A 17,736-nucleotide genomic window follows, 5' to 3' on the forward strand; every position below is an offset into this window, starting at 1 on the left:
CTCATGGTAAATTTTATATTTAAGAGGATAACTATACTCGTGATCGGCCTAGTGCTACAATATAACCGTCTTATCAATCAAGGTATTCGAAATTACATACTCCCAGAGAGCATCCCCCACATAGTCATATGATACCATCTCTGCGGAGTAGGTCAAATCCAGCTCATCCTACTAGTTTTTGAATACCTATGCTATATTAAAGAGCAGTATGGAGAAACAATGGCGTTCATCACCACAATCACTAGAGCAAGAATGGCTGGAAGATCAGCAGCTGAAGGGCGAGACAAGGGCAGACGCAACTCCGGAAGAGATGTTTCACAAGAAGACAGCGCGCGATAGGAAGCTTGGAGAAATAGCGACAAAAGAGGATCAGAGAGCATTAGGAGAAGAAACAGTTCAGAGCGGACTAGGGTGGGCTATATATGAGCCAGCCACAGAGAAGACGCCGGAAGATACCACTCCGTTGTTGAGAATGGCCGGTAGATTTGAAGGGCCAGATTTTGTGGCTATTGAAGGGCGAGCAAGAGTAGATGTGATCTATATCAACCCTAAGAAAACTAGAAAGTCTAAGAAGTCAAACCGCAATAAATCAAAGACTCGTCGCCACAACTAAGTAGCAGATAATCGTAGCATCACGTCACCCTAATAAAAAAGGAGTACTTCATGCACCACGGTCGACAAAGGGATTGTTTTATATACTCGAGTGTTGCATAATGGTTGTGTAATTAATCGAGGAGGAGGTGATGTGAAAGAAGGTAGTCCAAAAGCAGGGGCTTTGTTTGATATCCATACACTAAAGTCAATTGAGGACATTGAGCCCGTGGATCGTCCCGCTGAAATGAATAGGCTCGCAAAATTAATAGAGGAGGAGCTTGAGAAAGATCCGAGCATTCCTCGTGCTTTGGGTGAAGTCGCTTCCCGTGAGGGCGTCGATCGCGAGACGATTTTACTAGGATATCGATACTTAACACAAAAGTCCGAATAGAGTATAATTCGTCACCACTTATTCCATTACCTTAAATTTTAATAGCTACACGCTCAATTATATGCGCTTTTAGTCTTGTGTCATGAGGTCACAAAATTATGCTATAATGGCGTAGAGGAAGGTCTGCGATTAACATCAGACCATATTTTTATGAAGGACGCTAGCAAGATTCGAAATATTGCCATTATTGCCCACGTCGACCACGGCAAGACGACCATGGTTGATGGGCTGCTCAAACAGTCGCGCACATTTCGCGACAACCAGGCCGAGATGAGCCAAGAACTGATCATGGATTCGGGCGATCAGGAGCACGAACGCGGTATCACCATCACCGCCAAACAGACTTCAATTTTTTACGGTGATTATAAAATCAACATCATCGACACACCGGGGCACGCTGATTTCTCGGGCGAAGTCGAGCGAACACTGCAGATGGCGGACGGCGTGCTACTGATCGTCGATGCGCAGGAAGGGCCAATGCCGCAGACGAAGTTTGTGCTTTCAAAGGCGCTGGAACTGGGCTTGAAGCCGGTGGTGGTGATCAATAAAATTGATAAGCCGGCGCGGCGAATTGCCGAGGTCGAAGACGAGCTGAGCGATCTGTTTTTGGAGCTAGCGACCGATGATAGTCAACTGCATTATCCGATTTATTATGCCGTTGGGCGCGATGGCAAGGCGTGGCGAGAGATTCCTACCGACCCAAGCGACAACGCTGATCTCACGCCAATTTTTGAGGCAATTATCAATGACATCCCGGCACCGAGCGTCACGGCTGACGGCGGGTTTCAGATGCTGGTGACCAGTTTGCAGTACGACACCTTTCAAGGTAAATACGCCATTGGGCGGATCGCTCGCGGGTCGGTCAAGCGTGGCCTGGCAGTTAGCTTGCTGAAGCACGGCGAAGTGTCAGGTTCAGCGCGAATCGAGAAAGTCTTTGGCTACCGCGGACTGAACCGCGAAGAGCTTGACGAGGCGTTTGCCGGTGACATCGTGGCGCTAGTGGGCGTCAGTGAGGCACACATTGGCGATACGATTGCTGATAAAGAACAGCCGGAAGCCTTGCCGGCAATTGCCATCGAAGCACCGACGCTGAGCATGTATCTGGGCCCAAATACCAGCCCGATGAAGGGGCGTGAGGGCGAATTTACCACCTCGCGGCAAATTGGCGACCGATTGCGGCGAGAACTGGAAACTAACGTGGCGCTGCGCGTCGAAGAAAACGGCATCGGCTTTACGGTGTCTGGCCGCGGTGAATTGCACCTCAGCGTCCTGATCGAGACCATGCGGCGCGAAGGCTTTGAGTTCGAAGTCGGCCGCCCGCAAGTGGTGACCATCACCGAGGACGGCGTCGAAAAAGAGCCGATTGAGGAACTACAAATAGAAATTAGCAGCGAATTCATCGGCGCGATCAGCCAAGAATTAGGTGCCCGCCACGCTGAGATGAAATCGCAGGAAACCACCGCCAGCGGCGCTACCCGCATCACCTACGTGCTGCCGACGAGGGCGTTGATCGGCCTGCGAAACGTACTCTTGACCGCCACTAAAGGCACGGTAATTATGAATTCCCTGCCGTATGGCTATCAACCGCTGGGCGGTAAATTGCCAAAGACCCGCGGCGGCGTGCTCATCGCTTTTGAAGCTGGCACGACAACGCCGTATGCATTGCAGGCGGCTGAGGCGCGCGGCGAACTTCTGGTCGGGCCGGGCACGGAAGTCTACGCCGGGATGATCGTCGGTATGTATAACCGCCAAGAAGATATTGAAATTAACGTCTGTAAGGCCAAGCACCTGACCAACATGCGCTCCAAATCGTCCGATGGTACGGTGCAGCTGACGCCATTTACGCAGTTTAGTCTGGAGCAATGCATCGACTTTATCGAGGACGACGAACTGCTGGAAGTGACGCCAAAATCCTTGCGCCTGCGTAAACGCTACCTCGATGCCAATGAGCGAAAGCGCGCCGCCAAGCGATAGATCCCCCGCCCCGACAAACTACTGATTAATAAAACGTATGAAAACCATGATATTACGGTGGATTATCCCGCAGTAACACGCTATACTTGAGCATATGCTTCCCAAAAAAACGACAACAATTATCAAACGAACCCTCGCGCGTACCGCCCAACGTATTACGCCGATCAACCGCAAAGATCCCGATGAAAAGCTCGGGCAGTTATTTCACGAGGTGCAGTCGCGCCGCGTGTTTGCTGATGGCAAAACATTTGTCGATCTCGTGCCGCGAAAGCGAGCCACCCGCATCCTCCAAGAGTATCGTCTAGCCCGGCGCGATCCGAACTTTCGGCTGGATGAATTTGTAAAGCTGCACTTTTATGAATTTGAATCACCGATCAAAAAGGTGAGTTTTGTTCAAGCGGATTCCGCCAGGCAGCATGTCACTAGCCTTTGGCCACTGCTCATCCGCCACGCCCACAAGTCGAAAGGTTCGCTGATTGCCCTGCCGCACGACTACGTGGTGCCGGGTGGTCGGTTTGCCGAACAATTTTATTGGGACACATATTTTATCATGCTGGGTCTGGCGGTGGATAACAAGTGGAAGCTGATCGACGGCATGATGAAAAATTATGTGTACATGATTCAGCGCTTTGGTTTCATTCCGACTGCTAACCGGACTTATTTTCTCAGTCGCAGTCAGCCACCGTTTTTTGCGGCGATGGTCAAGCTCCTGGCTAGCAAGCCTGGCCGGCGCGCCCCGAGCTTGACGTACCTCGAGTACTTTCCGTCGCTACTCGCCGAATATAAGTTCTGGATGAAAGGCCAACGCAAACTTTCGAGCATTGATTTTATCGCCACCAACCGCGTGGTCGCTATGCCTGATGGTCAGGTGCTGAATCGCTACTACGACGACAAGGCCACGCCACGCCCAGAGAGTCGCCGCGAAGATATCGAAACCGCCAGGAACAGCCGCTCCGCCAACAAGGCCAAGGTCTATCTCGACCTGCGGGCCGGGGCTGAGAGCGGTTGGGACTTTAGCTCGCGCTGGTTTGATGATCCGCACGACATTGAGACAATTATGACGACCGATATTGTACCGGTAGATCTGAACTGTTTGTTGTATGAACTCGAGATGACGATCGCGCATTGTTACGGCGTACTGCGTCAGGCGCCGCTCAAGAAACGCTTCATTCGCCTGGCCGAGCGCCGCGCCGAGAGCATCCGCCAGTATTGCTGGAATGAAGCCGACGGCTTTTTCTATGATTATAATTTCCGCACCGGTCACCAGACGAGCCACGCCACGCTGGCCGGCGTCTTCCCGCTCTACAGTGGCATTGCCACCAAAAAACAAGCCAAGCACGTGGCCGAGAAATTAGAACGCGAGTTTTTGCGCGATGGTGGACTGCGGATGACGCTGATTGACAATGGCCAGCAATGGGACGCGCCAAATGGCTGGGCGCCACTGCAGTGGGTGGCGGTTTGCGGTTTGAAGCGATATGGGCTGGATGAGCTAGCAGAGGAAATTAGAAAGCGCTGGCTGGCTTCGACTGAGCGCGTGTTTGCCGACAAGGGCAAGATGATCGAGAAATATGACGTCGATAGCGAGTCCCGCATTGGCGGTGGCGGTGAATATCCGTTGCAAGATGGCTTTGGCTGGACTAACGGCGTGTACGCGGCGCTGTATGATCGGTTTGATGAACGCTGCCCGAGATAATCTAACGTTTCGGCGGACGCGGAATATCTTCTGGGAGAAATCCCTTTTCGTGCTGGAAGCCAGCCTGCCATTGGTAATCTTTATTGTAGCCTAGCTCTTTCATCAGCTTGGTTGGGGCGTTACGAAGGTGGAGTGGCACCGATGAGTTTGGGTACTTGTGCGCCAGAGAAAAGGCGTCATTCATCAGATCAGTAATTTCGCGCGATTTCTGGCTGCGCGCCAGAGCGATGGCGCAGTGAAATAAATTGTATTTGGCTTCCGGTAGACCAACACGCTCGACCGCTTCAAAAGTCGCCACCGCCAGACTCAGCGCACCATTGCCAGCCAGCCCAATGTCTTCTGACGCAAAAATCACCATCCGCCGAGCGATGAACTTCGGGTCTTCGCCAGCATCAATCATCCGCGCCAAATAATACGCCACAGCTACCTGGTCGCTGCCGCGCAGCGACTTGATGAACGCCGAGATGATGTCATAATGCGCGTCACCCTTTTTGTCATAGCCCGGCAATCGCCGCTGGGCCGCTGCCTTGACCACCTCGGGCGTGACTTTCTCGCCAAAACTCAGCGCCAATTCCAAATTACCTAAGGCCACCCGCGCGTCGCCGTCCGCCAGTTCCGCCAGATAGTCCAAAGCTTTTGGCGACACCCGCTTGGTTTGTTTCAAAACTTTGAGCGCCCGCTTCAGCACCAACACAATTTCATCTTTGGTCAGTTGATGGAGCACCAGCACTCGCGTCCGACTGAGCAGCGGCGTGATCACCTCAAAGCTCGGATTCTCGGTGGTCGCGCCAATCAAGGTGATCAGCCCACTCTCGACATGCGGTAAAAAAGCGTCCTGCTGCGCCTTGTTAAAGCGGTGGATTTCATCAACGAACAGAATCGTCCTGAGGTTCAAGTTCCAATTTTGCCTGGCGTGCTCAATCACCTGTTCAACATCTTTTTTGCCGCTGGTCACGGCCGATAGCTCAACAAACTCCGCATTGACTTCACGAGCAATAATCCGCGCCAGCGTCGTTTTGCCCGTGCCTGGCGGCCCCCACAAAATCAAACTGACCGGCTCGCCACGCTTAACAATTTGGCGAAGCAACTCGCCCTCGCCCAGCAAATGACTCTGCCCGATTACTTCATCCAGGGTTTGCGGCCGCATCTGCTCCGCCAGGGGTTGTCGCGCATCCATTACCACCAATTATCCTCTCGCGGCCGATACTGCGAAAAGTGCGAGAAACAATCAGCCGGTCGCCGCCCGAGCGGTTTTGCCCGCCAGCGTAACCCTCGATCAATCTGCTGAGCACTTCCGCAGACTGCCGCAAACTCCGGTGACGCCACGTACTCTCGCCACGTCATCCCATCCAACGGCACATATTGCTCCAACATATTCAGCGTCGTTTGATGCATGCTGTTTGCCTCCGCTTGACCAGCCTTGCGACCAGACCAGCGCCGCTCAGCCGCCGTCATTTCCGGTGGCAACGCGCAGCCAGCCCAGTGTAAAACCTGCGCCGCTGCTCTATTGACGAGACCGGAGCCGCCAGAGCAGTGACTAGTCAGTCGCACAAGTGCCGCGTGACGTTCCGCCTCATCAGTGGTGAGCGGTATGGCCGATGTACGACCAGTTTTAACCGCCATCTCATGTGCCAATAGCTTTTGGTCGAGCTCCCTAAGCAGCTCATCTAGCCGCTCGCTGCTATCTTTGATAGTATCGACTAGTGGTGGCAGATTGTCGACTGCCTCCCTAAGCAGCTCAGGTCTACGCTTGCTATATTCGCGCAATCGGACAGCTTGAGATATCCGCCACAACCCCCCTATTGCCACCGCCATGCCACCAAGAATTATCGGCTGCTGGCCAACTTCTGGCAAGGCATTATGCCACGCCTCGCTTGGCAGAGCTATCAGCATGCCAGTAATCACACCCATGGTACCACTGACCTCACGCTTATCACACTCAGCCGCCGAGTCGCCACCGCCGATAATCTCAGGTGTCAGCGATCTATTAAGCCTCTTGTTCCTGTTGTCCGCCATCATCATTTTTATTATATCATGCCATAAATTCGCCCCGCCAAGGTACGATGCGCTATACTAGGGTAATGGATAGATTACGCGTTCTCCTCATATTTGGCGGCGAGTCATCCGAGCATGAGGTCTCAATCAATTCCGCTACTAATGTGCTAGCGGCGCTGGACATGACACGCTACGATATCAAGTTGTGCTACATCGACCGGGCTGGTGAGTGGCGACTCGTCGAGACGATCGAGGCGCGCAACCAACCAAGCCCACGCCTAACGCCGCAGCTCGGCCAGCGGTCGCTGCTCATCGACGGCACTGACCCGCTACCGATTGACGTGATAATTCCGGTGCTTCACGGCAAAAACGGCGAGGACGGCAGCGTGCAGGGCCTGGCGCAGCTACTTCATATTCCCTATGTCGGCCCGAGTCTCCTTTCGGCGGCCGTCACCATGGACAAAGACATGACCAAGCGGCTGGCGATCGGCGCTCATGTCCCGGTTGTGCCGTGGCGAACGCTAGCGAGTGATGCACCGCGACCGACCTTTGCCGAGATAGCTGATGAGCTTGGTACGCCTGTTTTCATCAAGCCATCCCGCGCCGGCTCGTCCGTCGGTGTCAGCAAAGTCCACTCGGCCGAAGCATTCACCGCCGCGCTTGATGAAGCCTTTCGCCACGACGACACCGTATTGATAGAACAAGCGATCACCGCCCGCGAGATTGAGCTGGCCGTCCTCGGCCGCGGCACATCCGCCCGCGTCAGTATTCCCGGCGAGATTCTTCCCGGCGAAGAGTTTTATAGCTACGACGATAAGTACAGCACCGCTAGCACTTCGCGCGTCGTTATCCCCGCGGACGTTGACGAGTCAGTGGCGACAAAACTACAGCGCCTCGCGCTGGCCGCCTACCACGCGACCGGTGGACACGGCATGGCGCGAGTTGATTTTTTCCTTGATCCGACGGGCCAGATTTTTCTCAACGAAATTAACAGCATCCCCGGCTTCACCAACATCAGTATGTATCCAAAGCTATGGGAAACTTCAGGCCTCAGCCCACGGGCGCTGGTTGACGAGTTGATTGAGGAGGCGCTTGCCAGCCATTCTATATGTGGCGTATAATCTCCTTATAAACAGGAGGTAGATATGGAAATAGTAGCAGTAATTTTAGTCATCGTACTGATGTTTGTGCTGAGCGGCATAAAAGTGGTCAATCAATACCAGCGCGGCGTGGTGTTGACGCTCGGTAAATTTACTGGCGTACGCGAGCCGGGTCTAAGGGTTGTGATACCGATTTTTCAAACAATGATGATGGTCGATGTGCGTTCCACGCCAATTGATGTGCCAAAACAAGAAGTCATCACCAAAGACAACGTCACTGTCGGCGTTGACGCGGTAGTTTATTTCCGAGTAATTAACGCCCCAAAAGCGGTACTGGAGACGACCAATTATATTTATGCCACCAGCCAGTTTGCCCAAGCTGCCCTGCGCGATGTCACCGGTAATGTCGATATGGATGATTTGCTTGCCAAGCGCGAGGAGATTTCACAGCAGATCAAGGAAATTGTTGATGCCGAGACGGATAAATGGGGTATCGATGTCGAGAATGTTAAGATTCAGAATATTGAATTGCCTGGCGACATGAAGCGCGCCATGGCCAAGCAAGCCGAAGCCGAGCGCGAACGCCGCGCTAACATCATCAACGCCGACGGCGAAAAAGCTGCTGCTGAAACGCTGGCGCAGGCAGCAGAGATCCTGGCAAAAACCCAAGGCGCGATTAACCTGCGCACCTTGAATACACTGGAGCGCATCTCCACCGAACCATCACAAAAGACAATGATGCTCTTCCCGATTGAACTGATTGATGCGATTCGCGGCGGTAAGAAATAGCACGCCTCGCACGGTTGATTGCACATGATGGAGCTGCTTCAAACGTCCCGCGGTACGATCGAATATCGACATGACATGCACGGCTCGTTAACGGTTCTCATTTTGAACGGCGGTCACACGACTGCCGCCATGCGTACGGGTGAGGATTACTTCGTTAGTCGCGACTATTCAATCCTCAGCGTCAGCCGACCCGGCTATGGTGGGACAGATACAGCGCTTAGCGAAACCTATGGCGAATTCGAACAGGCGACAAACGAGTTGCTAGAGCAGCTCGGGATTGAGCGTGTCATCCTGGTCGGCATATCGGCTGGCGGCAGAGCGGCGATGCGGTTCGCCGAGCTTCACCCCGACAGCGTTGATAAACTCGTCCTGATGAGCGCGGTGAGTTTCAAGAAATGGCCTAGTCAAAGTACTCGTATGGCAGCCCGTATCGCGTTTAATCCTGTGCTCGAACATGTAACGTGGGCAGTGATGCGCTGGCTGCTCCGCAGATGGTCGCGAAAAATAGTCAGTTATTTGTTTCAACAACTCACGACATTGGACGCGCGTGACGTGCTTGCTAGCTACCCGCCGTCGTCTATCGATGCAATCGCGTCGATGTTTATGCAATTTCGCTCTGGCAGTGGGTTCATGAATGACATTAGTCGGCGTTTGATGAAGGGTAATCCCGAAACTATCACACAACCGACGCTTATACTGCATAGTAAGTATGATGGTTCGGTTCCGCTCGACCATCCGCTTCACACCGCGAAGCAGATCAAGCACGCCGTACTTTCCATCAATAATACCGAATCGCACGTGATGTGGCTGAGTCCTAGGTGGATGGAAGTCGAAAATACGCTCGATGAGTTTCTCGCTTCAAAGTGATAAGGGCGCCGCTTAAATCATTATTCTGCCAAGTTCAGCGATTGCCTGGCTTCTTCGTTGCACGAGGCGGTCGCGACATTTCGGGGGCTGGTCGAGCAACGAAAGGATACACTTAGACATACAGCTGCGGACGCCTGTTGAGATGTTGCAGAGGTGGTGAGGTGGTGAGGTGGTACGATAGATATACACGATCAGCAGACTATGTATTCAAAGTGGCTATCGCTACTTGAAAATAATGGCTTGGCAGTGTCATAATATTACAAATATGTTAGAGTTTGGTTCAACCGAAGATAAGACCGCATTACAAGCAAGTCTTAATAAATCACGAAAGTTGTGGCGCAAGATACTAGATATAGCCCAAAAAAGCTAAGTCATCATAAATAAACTATCTAAGAGCAGTAAAACGTAAGGAGAGCAATTATGAGTAAACAAAACTATACCGAAGAATTTAGTGTCAACAGCGATCAAGTTGTCAAGAAGGTCAAACAACTCATCAAAGAAGGTAACGTCCGCCGCGTCATCATCAAAAACGAAAAGGGCGAAAGTATCATGGAATTCCCCGTCACTGCCGGCGTCGTTGGCGTACTGCTGCTACCAACCCTCGCGGCTCTCGGCGCGGCAGTGGCGTTGATGGCGCAGTGCACGATCGCGGTGGAGCGATGGGATTAGCGCCAATCTTTATAAATAACCTACTGGGCTCCGCAGCGCAACCCTTCAGTCCGAAAACCTTGTTAATCAACCAGCCGACTGTCCAGCCAATCAAAGACTACGCTATGCGCCAAACGTAAATTATTCAGCTGACAATGAGCGTCGGCGCCGCTTTGCGAATCGAACTCATGCAGCGTCGTATCAAGTTCGCGCCGGATAAATTCATCGTAGAGACATCGCGTTTGCCGCTGGAGTTCAGCACCTTCGCTTTCCCCCATGAGAAACAGCGACGGACAAGTAATAGCTTGGTGGTCAACAACCTTTGCCTGTTCGAAAACTTCATCGATCGCCGAGCGGAAGTCGCTCGTGCCGAACTGCCAAGCGTATTTTTTCAAATTGATATCGGCGGCTTCATTGATGTTCCCCGCTAATTTTAAGGCGAGATTCATCAGCCAGCCGGGCGCTTTGAGCGCTGCGCCGAACTCACGGCGGAACAGTTCTGCCACGTCAAAAATAGGCGTGCTGGCAATCCATGCGCTAATCCTCGCGTCTTTTGCGGCCGCTTGAGCAGTAAAATACCCGCCGCCGCTAACGCCGTATAGCACAATGTGACGCGCGTCGGGATTTTCGGTTTGCAGCCAGTCAAGGCACGCGGCAATCGGCTCGCCGGCGTCGACGGTAAAAGTGAGACCTCTGGCGGGATTAGAGCCTTGACCGGGTAAATCGACCATCAGTACATTATAGTTCCGCCGCCATCCCGGCCAGCCGGCAAAATAGAACAAATCCTCCCGGTACGTATCACCGCCGCCGACCATGACCACGGTTGGACGGTTATTGTCGCAGTAAAGATAATAGACGGGTAAATAGCCAGTTTGATACGGAACGCGCACAGGTTTGATCGGTATATTTATCGCCCTGACCGCACCGGCGAAAGCGTTTTCCATAGCGCAAACAAGCTTCGGATATTCCGGAGAAAACGGATCAATGAACTGCAGTACTGCCCGATAGGCATAGGTTGCACCAAAATAGCAGTCGGCGGCCATTTGTTCACCGGTGGCTGCCTTTGCCAAGCGAACGAGATAATCGGCATGGTCCGTAAAACAGGCTCGCCACTTACTCGGTTTCCCGTCACGCCCGATCTTATGCGCCAGATAAAACAACTCTCCATGCGACATACCGAACAGTTCCGCCACGCCGAGCATCCAGTTGAAAAAGAAATCGGTATCGTCATTGTCAAAGAAGATTTTAGTCGATTGCCGTTTGAGGATCTTTTCGTTTTTTTGCATGATATAACTCCTTTGGACGTTTTTTGAAACGAATAATTTTATACAGTATCGTGATCAGGCAAACAATCCTTCATCGACGTGGTGCGGATGGGGAGAGTCGAACTCCCGTCTCAACCTTGGGAAGGTCACATAATAGCCGTTATACGACACCCGCGACGAGAATATTATACCTGATTCTCCGCCAAACTACTAGAGTATTGCAGCATTTTCTTGACGCTTACGCTAAAAGTTTGACATATAATGTTAGTGCGCTATAATAGACACATGACGAAGCGAAAACTGGTTACAACTAGCATAGCAACTCTTATCGTTATCGGCGGCTTGTCGCTTGGCGCACTGCACTTCTTGTCGCAGGTAAATAACGCCCCGCCCCAAGCGACAAAGTATGCCGATCGAACTGGGTCACCGACTGGCTCGCTCAATACTGGCAATCGCCCCCTCGCCGACACCAACTCTACGAGCGATAATCAGCAACCAAGCAAATCTAACCAAAATACCGACAATAAACCAACACCAGCCGGACACAATTGGGTAACGCAGACCATGCGTCACAATCACGACCAAGCCCAAGCAGTAAAACAGCAACCTGAACGCCAACGTGGCTCTCAAGATTCGACTCAGCGAGCTAACCAATCCCCACGCAACAACTCGTCAAACAATAATTCGGGCAATAAAAATTCCGGCTCCCCAAGTCAACCACAACCGGTCAAGTCCGGTGACTCAGCAAACCACGCAAACCATGACCAGAATCAGGCAGCAATTGATGGTTGGCAGATTGATTACTTTGAAGGCTTTGATTCGTCGATCAAGCAAACTAAGTGGGTACAGTACGGCTGGGGTGATCCGGCGGTTGGCCACGGCTGCATGGGCGTGATGTCGCAGCGTAATTCGTTTACTCAAGACGGTAAATTGGTCATTCGTACTCAGCACGAGAACGGCCAGTGGAGCACTGGCGGCGCCGGCTCGGGCGATGTATTTACCGCTTCACGTGGTCGCTGGGAAATTCGTGCCAAATTCCCGAAAGCCAAAGGCGTTGGTTATGCATTCCTTCTCTGGCCAAAGGACGAGGGCTGGCCACCAGAAGTTGACTTTGCCGAAGGACGCGTCAATGGTCCTCGCATTGAGGCAACGTACCACTGGGATCCGGATAACAAGCAAAAGCAAGCATTCCTTGATAATCACGACATGCATGGCTGGCACACCTACGGTGTTATCGTTGAGAAAGATTATATGATTTTCACCTTGGATGGCAAAGAATGGGGCCGCATTAATCACCCAGATGTGACCGACAAACAGATGTTCCTCGGTGTGCAGGCTGGAGCAATGGATCCAAACGGCATTAATAAACATACCGAAACCGTTGATGGTAGCGTGCCTAATCCACTCACGCCAGCAGTAGCTGATATCGAAGTTGATTATGTAGCACACTATGTGCGGAAATAGCGACTTGCCAGATAACGGTAACTTTAGTACAATGAAATAGCAAGTTTGTGGCTCTTTAGCTCAGTTGGTAGAGCAGAGGCCTGAAGAGCCTTGTGTCCCCAGTTCGAGTCTGGGAGGAGCCACCAAACATTGCATTTTATTTGCGGCTTTGTTACAATAAACCGTGAACCACATGCGGGTATAGCTCAGTTGTTAGAGCGCTTCCTTGCCATGGAAGAGGCCAGGAGTTAGAGTCTCCTTACCCGCACCACAATGGAACTTCCTGAGATTTGGTCGCCCGAACGGGCGGCTTTTTATAATGTTGCAAAGAGTAAACTTGAGTTTATACTGTTTCATTTGCCCAAATCCCCCATCTCGCTTATACTTAAACTATGAAGACTTGGCACGATGTCGCTTCTCTGTATCAGATTTATCCGCGTAGTTTCCGGGATACTAATGGCGATGGAATTGGCGATTTGAATGGCATTACCGAAAAGCTGGATTATTTGGCGTGGCTGGGCGTTGACGCGATTTGGATTTCGCCGTTTTTCGTCTCGCCGCTGATCGACTTTGGCTATGATATTGCTGACTACCGAGCGATCGATCCGACATTTGGCGGGCTAGAGGATTTTCAAAAATTACTAGAAAAAGCCCACACCCTGGACATCAAAGTCATGATCGACCTCGTTCCCTGCCACACGTCTGATCAGCATCCGTGGTTTCAGGAAGCGCGGTCATCGCGCGACAATCCTAAGCGTAACTATTACGTCTGGCGTGACGGGCGGGACGGCAATGAGCCGAACAATTGGCGAAGTCTGTCGGGCGGTAGTTCGTGGGAGTTTGATGAGCAAACCGGTCAATTTTATCTCCATTCATTCCTGAAGACACAGCCGGATTTGAATTGGGATAATCCTGCGGTTCGGAACGAGATAAAAAACGTGGTGCGATTTTGGTTTGATATGGGCGTGGACGGTATGCGGGTTGACGCGATTTGGGGCATTTCGAAAGACCCAGAGCTGCGTGATGACACTGTGAATCCTGATTTTCACGGCAATCCTGAAGCTTACGGCGCGTTTATCCACGACCACTGTAAAATGGGGCCGTATTTTCAAGAATACCTGCGTGAGCTGGCGGCGGTTTGTGATGAATATGACGATAAGCAGATGGTGTTTGAATTTTATCCGGACGAGAAGTTGGGCGATATTTACCAGCAGTATCACAAGGTACTGACGGCTCATCCGAAGGCGTCGGCATTCTTTATGGAGTATCGTCAGGACGAGTGGCACGCGGAACACACTGGACAGAAGATTGAGAATTATCTGCAGGCGGCAGATTCAGCCAAGCCATTTTTCTGCGTCGGCAATCACGATCAGCCGCGCATTGCCTCGCGGCTCGGGGCGGAGCGAGCGCGAGCCTTGCACTTTCTCAACCTGCTCACGCCGGGCGTCAGCGTGATGTATTATGGTGATGAAATTGGTATGACCAATGGCGAGCTGACCGCTGATGACATTCAGGATAATTTTAGCCCTGCTCATTCTATCATCGACAGCCGCGACCTGGAGCGTACGCCGATGCAATGGGACGATACGCGGTTCGCTGGATTCTCAAGCGTACAGCCGTGGCTGCCCGTTCACACCAACGCGATAAGAACCAATGTCCTGACGCAGGCCATGCACCCTGACTCACTCCTGCACCTGCACCGACGGCTGCTTCACCTGCGGCGGAGTATGCCAGTATTGCAGCACGGCACGCTCGAAGTGATTAACACCGGTAATGGGTTCGTGCTCGGTATCAAACGAGAGCTGGATGATGAGCGGGCTTATATTTATATTAACTTCGCTGATGCACCACAACATTTTTTTATCCCAGAACATACCGAGATCATCGCCTCAACCCACCCCTATTGCTCTACCATCGACAATAATCAGCAGCTAACAATTCAGAAATATTGTGGGGTTTTATTATTGCCACAGAATAATGGGTAGTAGCTATTGCTTATGTCTTTACAGTTTGAGTATACTGTTCTACAATATCTGCAAGTTTAGTTAATAACGAAGGGTAACTATGGCTACAGACTTCCAGGAAAAAGCTTGTGAGAAGGCTTTACGTGAGTATCGTAAAAAATATTTAACAAAGAAAGAAAACCTCAATGCTGATGAGTCAACGGCACGCCTGATGGTCAATAGCCTGCTCAGTATGGTGCTTGGATATACTCTCATTGACGAGATTAAAACAGAACATATGATTCGTGGTACATATGTTGACTACGTTGTGCAGTTAAATAAGAAAATTCATTTTATTGTTGAAGCAAAGGCCACCTCTATTGACCTCAATGAGCGCCACCTCAAACAGGCTGTTGACTATGCCTCAAACGAAGGCGTTGACTGGGTGATCTTAACTAATGGTCGCTGCGTCGAGCTTCACCGTGTTATCTTTGAAAAGCCGATTCGCTCACAGCGTATTTTTGCCTATGATTTAACCAATTTATCAACAATTAGAACTGCAGCAAAGCACCTAGTGAACCTCACCAAGAAATCTGTGCTAAGAGGTGATTTGGATAAATACTGGAAGCGTTTTGATGCGCTAACCGAAGACAACATGAGAAAGGCTATCAAGTCACCCGATGTTATTCGTAGCTTGAGACTGTTCATCAAGAAAAAGTCGACTATCAACTTTACCGATGCCGAGGTTGCCAAGGCGATTGACAAACTAATCAGTTAATTACCGTGCTTTCACCAAGGCTAGACCTGTCACCCCGCCAACAATCCCCTGCTAATATAGCTGCGCCCACGCCGCAATATATCTATTAAGTCCATTTGGGCCGAGCCGCCCTGCACCGATACACTTCAACCTCAACTGCTGACCCAAGCCATTGACCGCAAAGAACGCTGTTGGATCAGGACCACGCAGCACTCGTACCGCCCCCTCAATTGGCCGATCATTTAACTCAGCCTTACCGGCTACCGACACCCAGCCGATATAGAATAGCAACTTATCAAGCTCATCACCACTACCCTCAAACTGAGGCTGCAGCACCCCATATTCACTTATCTCCTTCTTATAATAAGCGCACCTTTGGATAGTTATTATCACCGAGCATACCGGTGTCCATAATCTCCAGTCCGATCTGCGTTCCGTCAGGATGTACCGCAAAAAACTCTGTCTCTAGGTGCGCTGGACCACTCAACATTCGCACGTATTGATCATCGATTGGCAGACGATGGACTATTGATTGCTTTACCTAACCACTCTCGCGTTCACGCACTACCCAGCCAATATGGAATGGCGGCTCAGCCCGCAACACGGAATAATGCCGCCAGCCAACGAGCCCTGGCGCATGAAACAGAAATGAAAAGCGGCCCGGTAGTAGTTCGTCTGTCTCGCCATTCGTCGTCACCGTCAGCGCTGGATCTATCAGCGACGGATCAATATCACGCCGGCAGTGCCACGGATGTGTCTCCTGTATACTGTCTCGGCGAAAACCGCCCAACATAAACATCAGCGGCCGCATCGCTACGTCCGCTATTTTCGTCCACATAGGTAGAGGCTCGGGGCGAAGAGCTGAGTGATTGTGGCTGTCTCGCTGCTTCTCCATCATCACCTCACTGGTGTTAGTCACTTATCTCCTTACGGAAGTAAGTGAGGTGCGCACCCCCATAACTACGATTGTCCACCACAACAATTCCGTTCTGAATTGGCACCTCACCTATTCCTGAGTGTGATAATACCATATGTCCACCCGGTTTGAGAAGTCCCATCAGTCGTGAGACTGTGGAAAACTGCGGGTTGTGGTACGGTGGATCGACAAAAATAATATTAAACTCCTCTGTTACGCTCATGCTTTCTAGCCAATTTGCTACCGTTGTTTTTATTACAATAGAGTTTTCACTGGCGCCCACGGTGCTAATATTTTCAGCAATCACACGCTGGGCGACGCGGTCTCGCTCCACGAAAACCACCGACTCGGCGCCGCGGCTGAGTGCCTCCAAACCAATAGCGCCAGAGCCCGCAAAAGCATCCAGCACCCGCGCACCGCGGACTGTTTCGCCTAGTGAATTAAACATGGCTAAGCGCACTCGCTCGCCCATGGGATGCGTCGTCGAGCCTGGCGGCGCCTGGATAAACCGCCCACCAAATTTACCAGCGATGAGCTTAACGCGCACGCTGTTCCTCAGCCAGCCACACTGCGCTCAGCCAACCCAACACCACCGCACGAATGATCAGCGGCATCAGTTGACGGTTGGTCTGCCGCGCTAGTTCCGTCGTCCAGCCAGTCTTGGCGAACTTTTCATACATAGCCATATCCGCCACCTCATGAACGCAGCCGAGATAAAACGCCCGAAAGCCCGCTCGGCGCACCTCCTCAATGTCGCGCTGCTGCGGCAGGCCAGTGGCAAATCGTTGATAGGCCACCACACTAGCAACACCCGCCTCAAACGCCAGATGCATAGTCATCACGCCCTTTGCGCCCCAAAATTCCCAGTTATTGCGCAGGGCTTTTAGCACCGTTTCGCCCGGTATGAGGCTCTTTTTGATCAGCGAATTACGGGTCTCCATACCCTCACCGCGCAGCTGGGCCAATTTTTCCTCCAGCGGAAAATGATGCGGTGGCGTCAAGCCATCAGTGATCGCGTGCGCCATCCACGCCGCCTCAAACGCCGCTCGCTCACAGTTATCAGCACTGAGCGCCGCTGCCAGATTAGTAATGTGTTGATCAATCATCTCGAGGAGCGCCACATCATTCGGATCATGCGGGTCAATGAAGTGCCACGGCTCATCAACGGCCGGACTTTTCCGCTTGATACCATCGGGGCCATTATTACCCTCGAAGTGCAAAATCTCCTTGCTCGACGGAAAGTTGCACCATGACGGCAACAGCTGCACGATGTGTCGCCGCGCGACCCGATCAATTTTTTGATGAACACCCATCAGATTGCCTGATTTGGTGTGAAATGTGGTTCCTGAATACATACTTAT

The 17,736-nt window shown here is 51.7% G+C and carries 18 protein-coding genes and 3 tRNA genes; 13 read left to right on the forward strand and 8 right to left on the reverse strand.

Going from position 1 to position 17,736, the window contains the following annotated elements:
* Nucleotides 1-208 precede the first annotated feature (208 nt).
* The 4 genes from FBF26_02675 (at nt 209) to treF (ending at nt 4,652) form a co-directional block, all read left to right on the forward strand.
* A complete protein-coding gene (locus FBF26_02675; GenBank protein ID QJU10158.1) occupies nt 209-613 on the forward strand; it encodes a hypothetical protein in 405 nt (134 codons plus the stop codon).
* Nucleotides 614-745: 132 nt separating this feature from the next.
* Nucleotides 746-985, forward strand: coding sequence for a hypothetical protein (locus tag FBF26_02680; protein QJU10159.1), 240 nt, complete (start codon nt 746-748; stop codon nt 983-985).
* A 150-nt stretch (nt 986-1,135) separates the two neighbouring features.
* Nucleotides 1,136-2,959 (forward strand): translational GTPase TypA, encoded by a 1,824-nt coding sequence (gene typA / locus FBF26_02685; GenBank protein QJU10160.1) that lies wholly within the window; start codon nt 1,136-1,138, stop codon nt 2,957-2,959.
* 94 nt (nt 2,960-3,053) lie between these two features.
* Nucleotides 3,054-4,652, forward strand: coding sequence for an alpha,alpha-trehalase TreF (gene treF, locus FBF26_02690; GenBank protein ID QJU10161.1), 1,599 nt, complete (start codon nt 3,054-3,056; stop codon nt 4,650-4,652).
* A gap of 1 nt (nt 4,653) precedes the next feature.
* Here treF and FBF26_02695 read toward each other — a convergent pair whose 3' ends face one another.
* Both FBF26_02695 and FBF26_02700 read right to left on the reverse strand, forming a co-directional pair.
* Nucleotides 4,654-5,829 (reverse strand): replication-associated recombination protein A, encoded by a 1,176-nt coding sequence (locus FBF26_02695; GenBank protein QJU10162.1) that lies wholly within the window; start codon nt 5,827-5,829, stop codon nt 4,654-4,656.
* Nucleotides 5,829-6,668 (reverse strand): hypothetical protein, encoded by an 840-nt coding sequence (locus FBF26_02700; protein ID QJU10163.1) that lies wholly within the window; start codon nt 6,666-6,668, stop codon nt 5,829-5,831. The genes FBF26_02695 and FBF26_02700 overlap by 1 nt, the downstream gene beginning before the upstream one ends.
* Before the next feature lie 65 nt (nt 6,669-6,733).
* On the opposite strand from FBF26_02700, the gene FBF26_02705 reads away from it, so the two are divergent.
* The 4 genes from FBF26_02705 (at nt 6,734) to FBF26_02720 (ending at nt 10,072) form a co-directional block, all read left to right on the forward strand.
* Nucleotides 6,734-7,768 (forward strand): D-alanine--D-alanine ligase, encoded by a 1,035-nt coding sequence (locus FBF26_02705; GenBank protein QJU10164.1) that lies wholly within the window; start codon nt 6,734-6,736, stop codon nt 7,766-7,768.
* 24 nt (nt 7,769-7,792) lie between these two features.
* Entirely contained in the window at nt 7,793-8,536 is a 744-nt protein-coding gene (locus FBF26_02710) for a slipin family protein (GenBank protein ID QJU10165.1), read from the forward strand.
* A 24-nt stretch (nt 8,537-8,560) separates the two neighbouring features.
* The gene (locus FBF26_02715; GenBank protein ID QJU10166.1) at nt 8,561-9,403 is read left to right on the forward strand and encodes an alpha/beta hydrolase; all 843 of its coding nucleotides are present in this window, start codon (nt 8,561-8,563) and stop codon (nt 9,401-9,403) included.
* A 420-nt stretch (nt 9,404-9,823) separates the two neighbouring features.
* Nucleotides 9,824-10,072 carry a DUF4342 domain-containing protein gene (locus FBF26_02720; protein QJU10167.1) on the forward strand — a complete coding sequence of 83 codons (249 nt, stop codon included), beginning with the start codon at nt 9,824-9,826 and terminating at the stop codon, nt 10,070-10,072.
* 62 nt (nt 10,073-10,134) lie between these two features.
* On the opposite strand, the gene FBF26_02725 is transcribed toward FBF26_02720, so the two are convergent.
* Both FBF26_02725 and FBF26_02730 read right to left on the reverse strand, forming a co-directional pair.
* Entirely contained in the window at nt 10,135-11,337 is a 1,203-nt protein-coding gene (locus FBF26_02725) for an alpha/beta hydrolase (GenBank protein QJU10168.1), read from the reverse strand.
* A 79-nt stretch (nt 11,338-11,416) separates the two neighbouring features.
* Nucleotides 11,417-11,491 (reverse strand) — tRNA-Gly (locus FBF26_02730).
* Nucleotides 11,492-11,880: 389 nt separating this feature from the next.
* Between FBF26_02730 and FBF26_02735 the strand changes: the two genes are divergently transcribed.
* The 5 genes from FBF26_02735 (at nt 11,881) to FBF26_02755 (ending at nt 15,480) form a co-directional block, all read left to right on the forward strand.
* Nucleotides 11,881-12,780: a glycosyl hydrolase family protein gene (locus FBF26_02735; GenBank protein ID QJU10563.1), complete on the forward strand. Its 900-nt coding sequence runs from the start codon at nt 11,881-11,883 to the stop codon at nt 12,778-12,780.
* Nucleotides 12,781-12,829: 49 nt separating this feature from the next.
* Nucleotides 12,830-12,905: transfer RNA gene (locus FBF26_02740), tRNA-Phe, on the forward strand.
* Nucleotides 12,906-12,954: 49 nt separating this feature from the next.
* Nucleotides 12,955-13,030 (forward strand) — tRNA-Gly (locus FBF26_02745).
* A gap of 121 nt (nt 13,031-13,151) precedes the next feature.
* Nucleotides 13,152-14,744 carry a DUF3459 domain-containing protein gene (locus FBF26_02750; GenBank protein QJU10169.1) on the forward strand — a complete coding sequence of 531 codons (1,593 nt, stop codon included), beginning with the start codon at nt 13,152-13,154 and terminating at the stop codon, nt 14,742-14,744.
* A gap of 79 nt (nt 14,745-14,823) precedes the next feature.
* Entirely contained in the window at nt 14,824-15,480 is a 657-nt protein-coding gene (locus FBF26_02755) for a hypothetical protein (protein QJU10170.1), read from the forward strand.
* Nucleotides 15,481-15,531: 51 nt separating this feature from the next.
* Here FBF26_02755 and FBF26_02760 read toward each other — a convergent pair whose 3' ends face one another.
* The 4 genes from FBF26_02760 to FBF26_02775 form a co-directional block, all read right to left on the reverse strand.
* Complete coding sequence (locus FBF26_02760) at nt 15,532-15,795, reverse strand: hypothetical protein (GenBank protein ID QJU10171.1); 264 nt, start codon at nt 15,793-15,795, stop codon at nt 15,532-15,534.
* A 205-nt stretch (nt 15,796-16,000) separates the two neighbouring features.
* A complete protein-coding gene (locus tag FBF26_02765; protein QJU10172.1) occupies nt 16,001-16,378 on the reverse strand; it encodes a hypothetical protein in 378 nt (125 codons plus the stop codon).
* Nucleotides 16,371-16,934: a 16S rRNA (guanine(966)-N(2))-methyltransferase RsmD gene (gene rsmD / locus FBF26_02770; protein ID QJU10173.1), complete on the reverse strand. Its 564-nt coding sequence runs from the start codon at nt 16,932-16,934 to the stop codon at nt 16,371-16,373. The genes FBF26_02765 and rsmD overlap by 8 nt, the downstream gene beginning before the upstream one ends.
* A complete protein-coding gene (locus tag FBF26_02775; protein ID QJU10174.1) occupies nt 16,912-17,730 on the reverse strand; it encodes a hypothetical protein in 819 nt (272 codons plus the stop codon). The genes rsmD and FBF26_02775 overlap by 23 nt, the downstream gene beginning before the upstream one ends.
* Nucleotides 17,731-17,736: the final 6 nt, after the last annotated feature.

This window comes from Candidatus Saccharibacteria bacterium oral taxon 488 (assembly GCA_013100825.1).
In the GTDB taxonomy this organism is placed as follows: Bacteria; Patescibacteriota; Saccharimonadia; order Saccharimonadales; family Saccharimonadaceae; genus Nanosynbacter.

Coding starts and splice junctions, on each gene's coding strand:
- treF (QJU10161.1), top strand. CDS start 3,054: ATGCTTCCCAAAAAAACGACAACAATTATCAAACGAACCCTCGCGCGT.
- FBF26_02705 (QJU10164.1), top strand. CDS start 6,734: ATGGATAGATTACGCGTTCTCCTCATATTTGGCGGCGAGTCATCCGAG.
- FBF26_02715 (QJU10166.1), top strand. CDS start 8,561: ATGATGGAGCTGCTTCAAACGTCCCGCGGTACGATCGAATATCGACAT.
- FBF26_02750 (QJU10169.1), top strand. CDS start 13,152: ATGAAGACTTGGCACGATGTCGCTTCTCTGTATCAGATTTATCCGCGT.
- typA (QJU10160.1), top strand. CDS start 1,136: ATGAAGGACGCTAGCAAGATTCGAAATATTGCCATTATTGCCCACGTC.
- FBF26_02735 (QJU10563.1), top strand. CDS start 11,881: ATGCGTCACAATCACGACCAAGCCCAAGCAGTAAAACAGCAACCTGAA.
- FBF26_02675 (QJU10158.1), top strand. CDS start 209: ATGGAGAAACAATGGCGTTCATCACCACAATCACTAGAGCAAGAATGG.
- FBF26_02720 (QJU10167.1), top strand. CDS start 9,824: ATGAGTAAACAAAACTATACCGAAGAATTTAGTGTCAACAGCGATCAA.
- FBF26_02710 (QJU10165.1), top strand. CDS start 7,793: ATGGAAATAGTAGCAGTAATTTTAGTCATCGTACTGATGTTTGTGCTG.
- FBF26_02775 (QJU10174.1), bottom strand. CDS start 17,730: ATGTATTCAGGAACCACATTTCACACCAAATCAGGCAATCTGATGGGT.
- FBF26_02755 (QJU10170.1), top strand. CDS start 14,824: ATGGCTACAGACTTCCAGGAAAAAGCTTGTGAGAAGGCTTTACGTGAG.
- FBF26_02725 (QJU10168.1), bottom strand. CDS start 11,337: ATGCAAAAAAACGAAAAGATCCTCAAACGGCAATCGACTAAAATCTTC.
- FBF26_02695 (QJU10162.1), bottom strand. CDS start 5,829: ATGGATGCGCGACAACCCCTGGCGGAGCAGATGCGGCCGCAAACCCTG.
- FBF26_02700 (QJU10163.1), bottom strand. CDS start 6,668: ATGGCGGACAACAGGAACAAGAGGCTTAATAGATCGCTGACACCTGAG.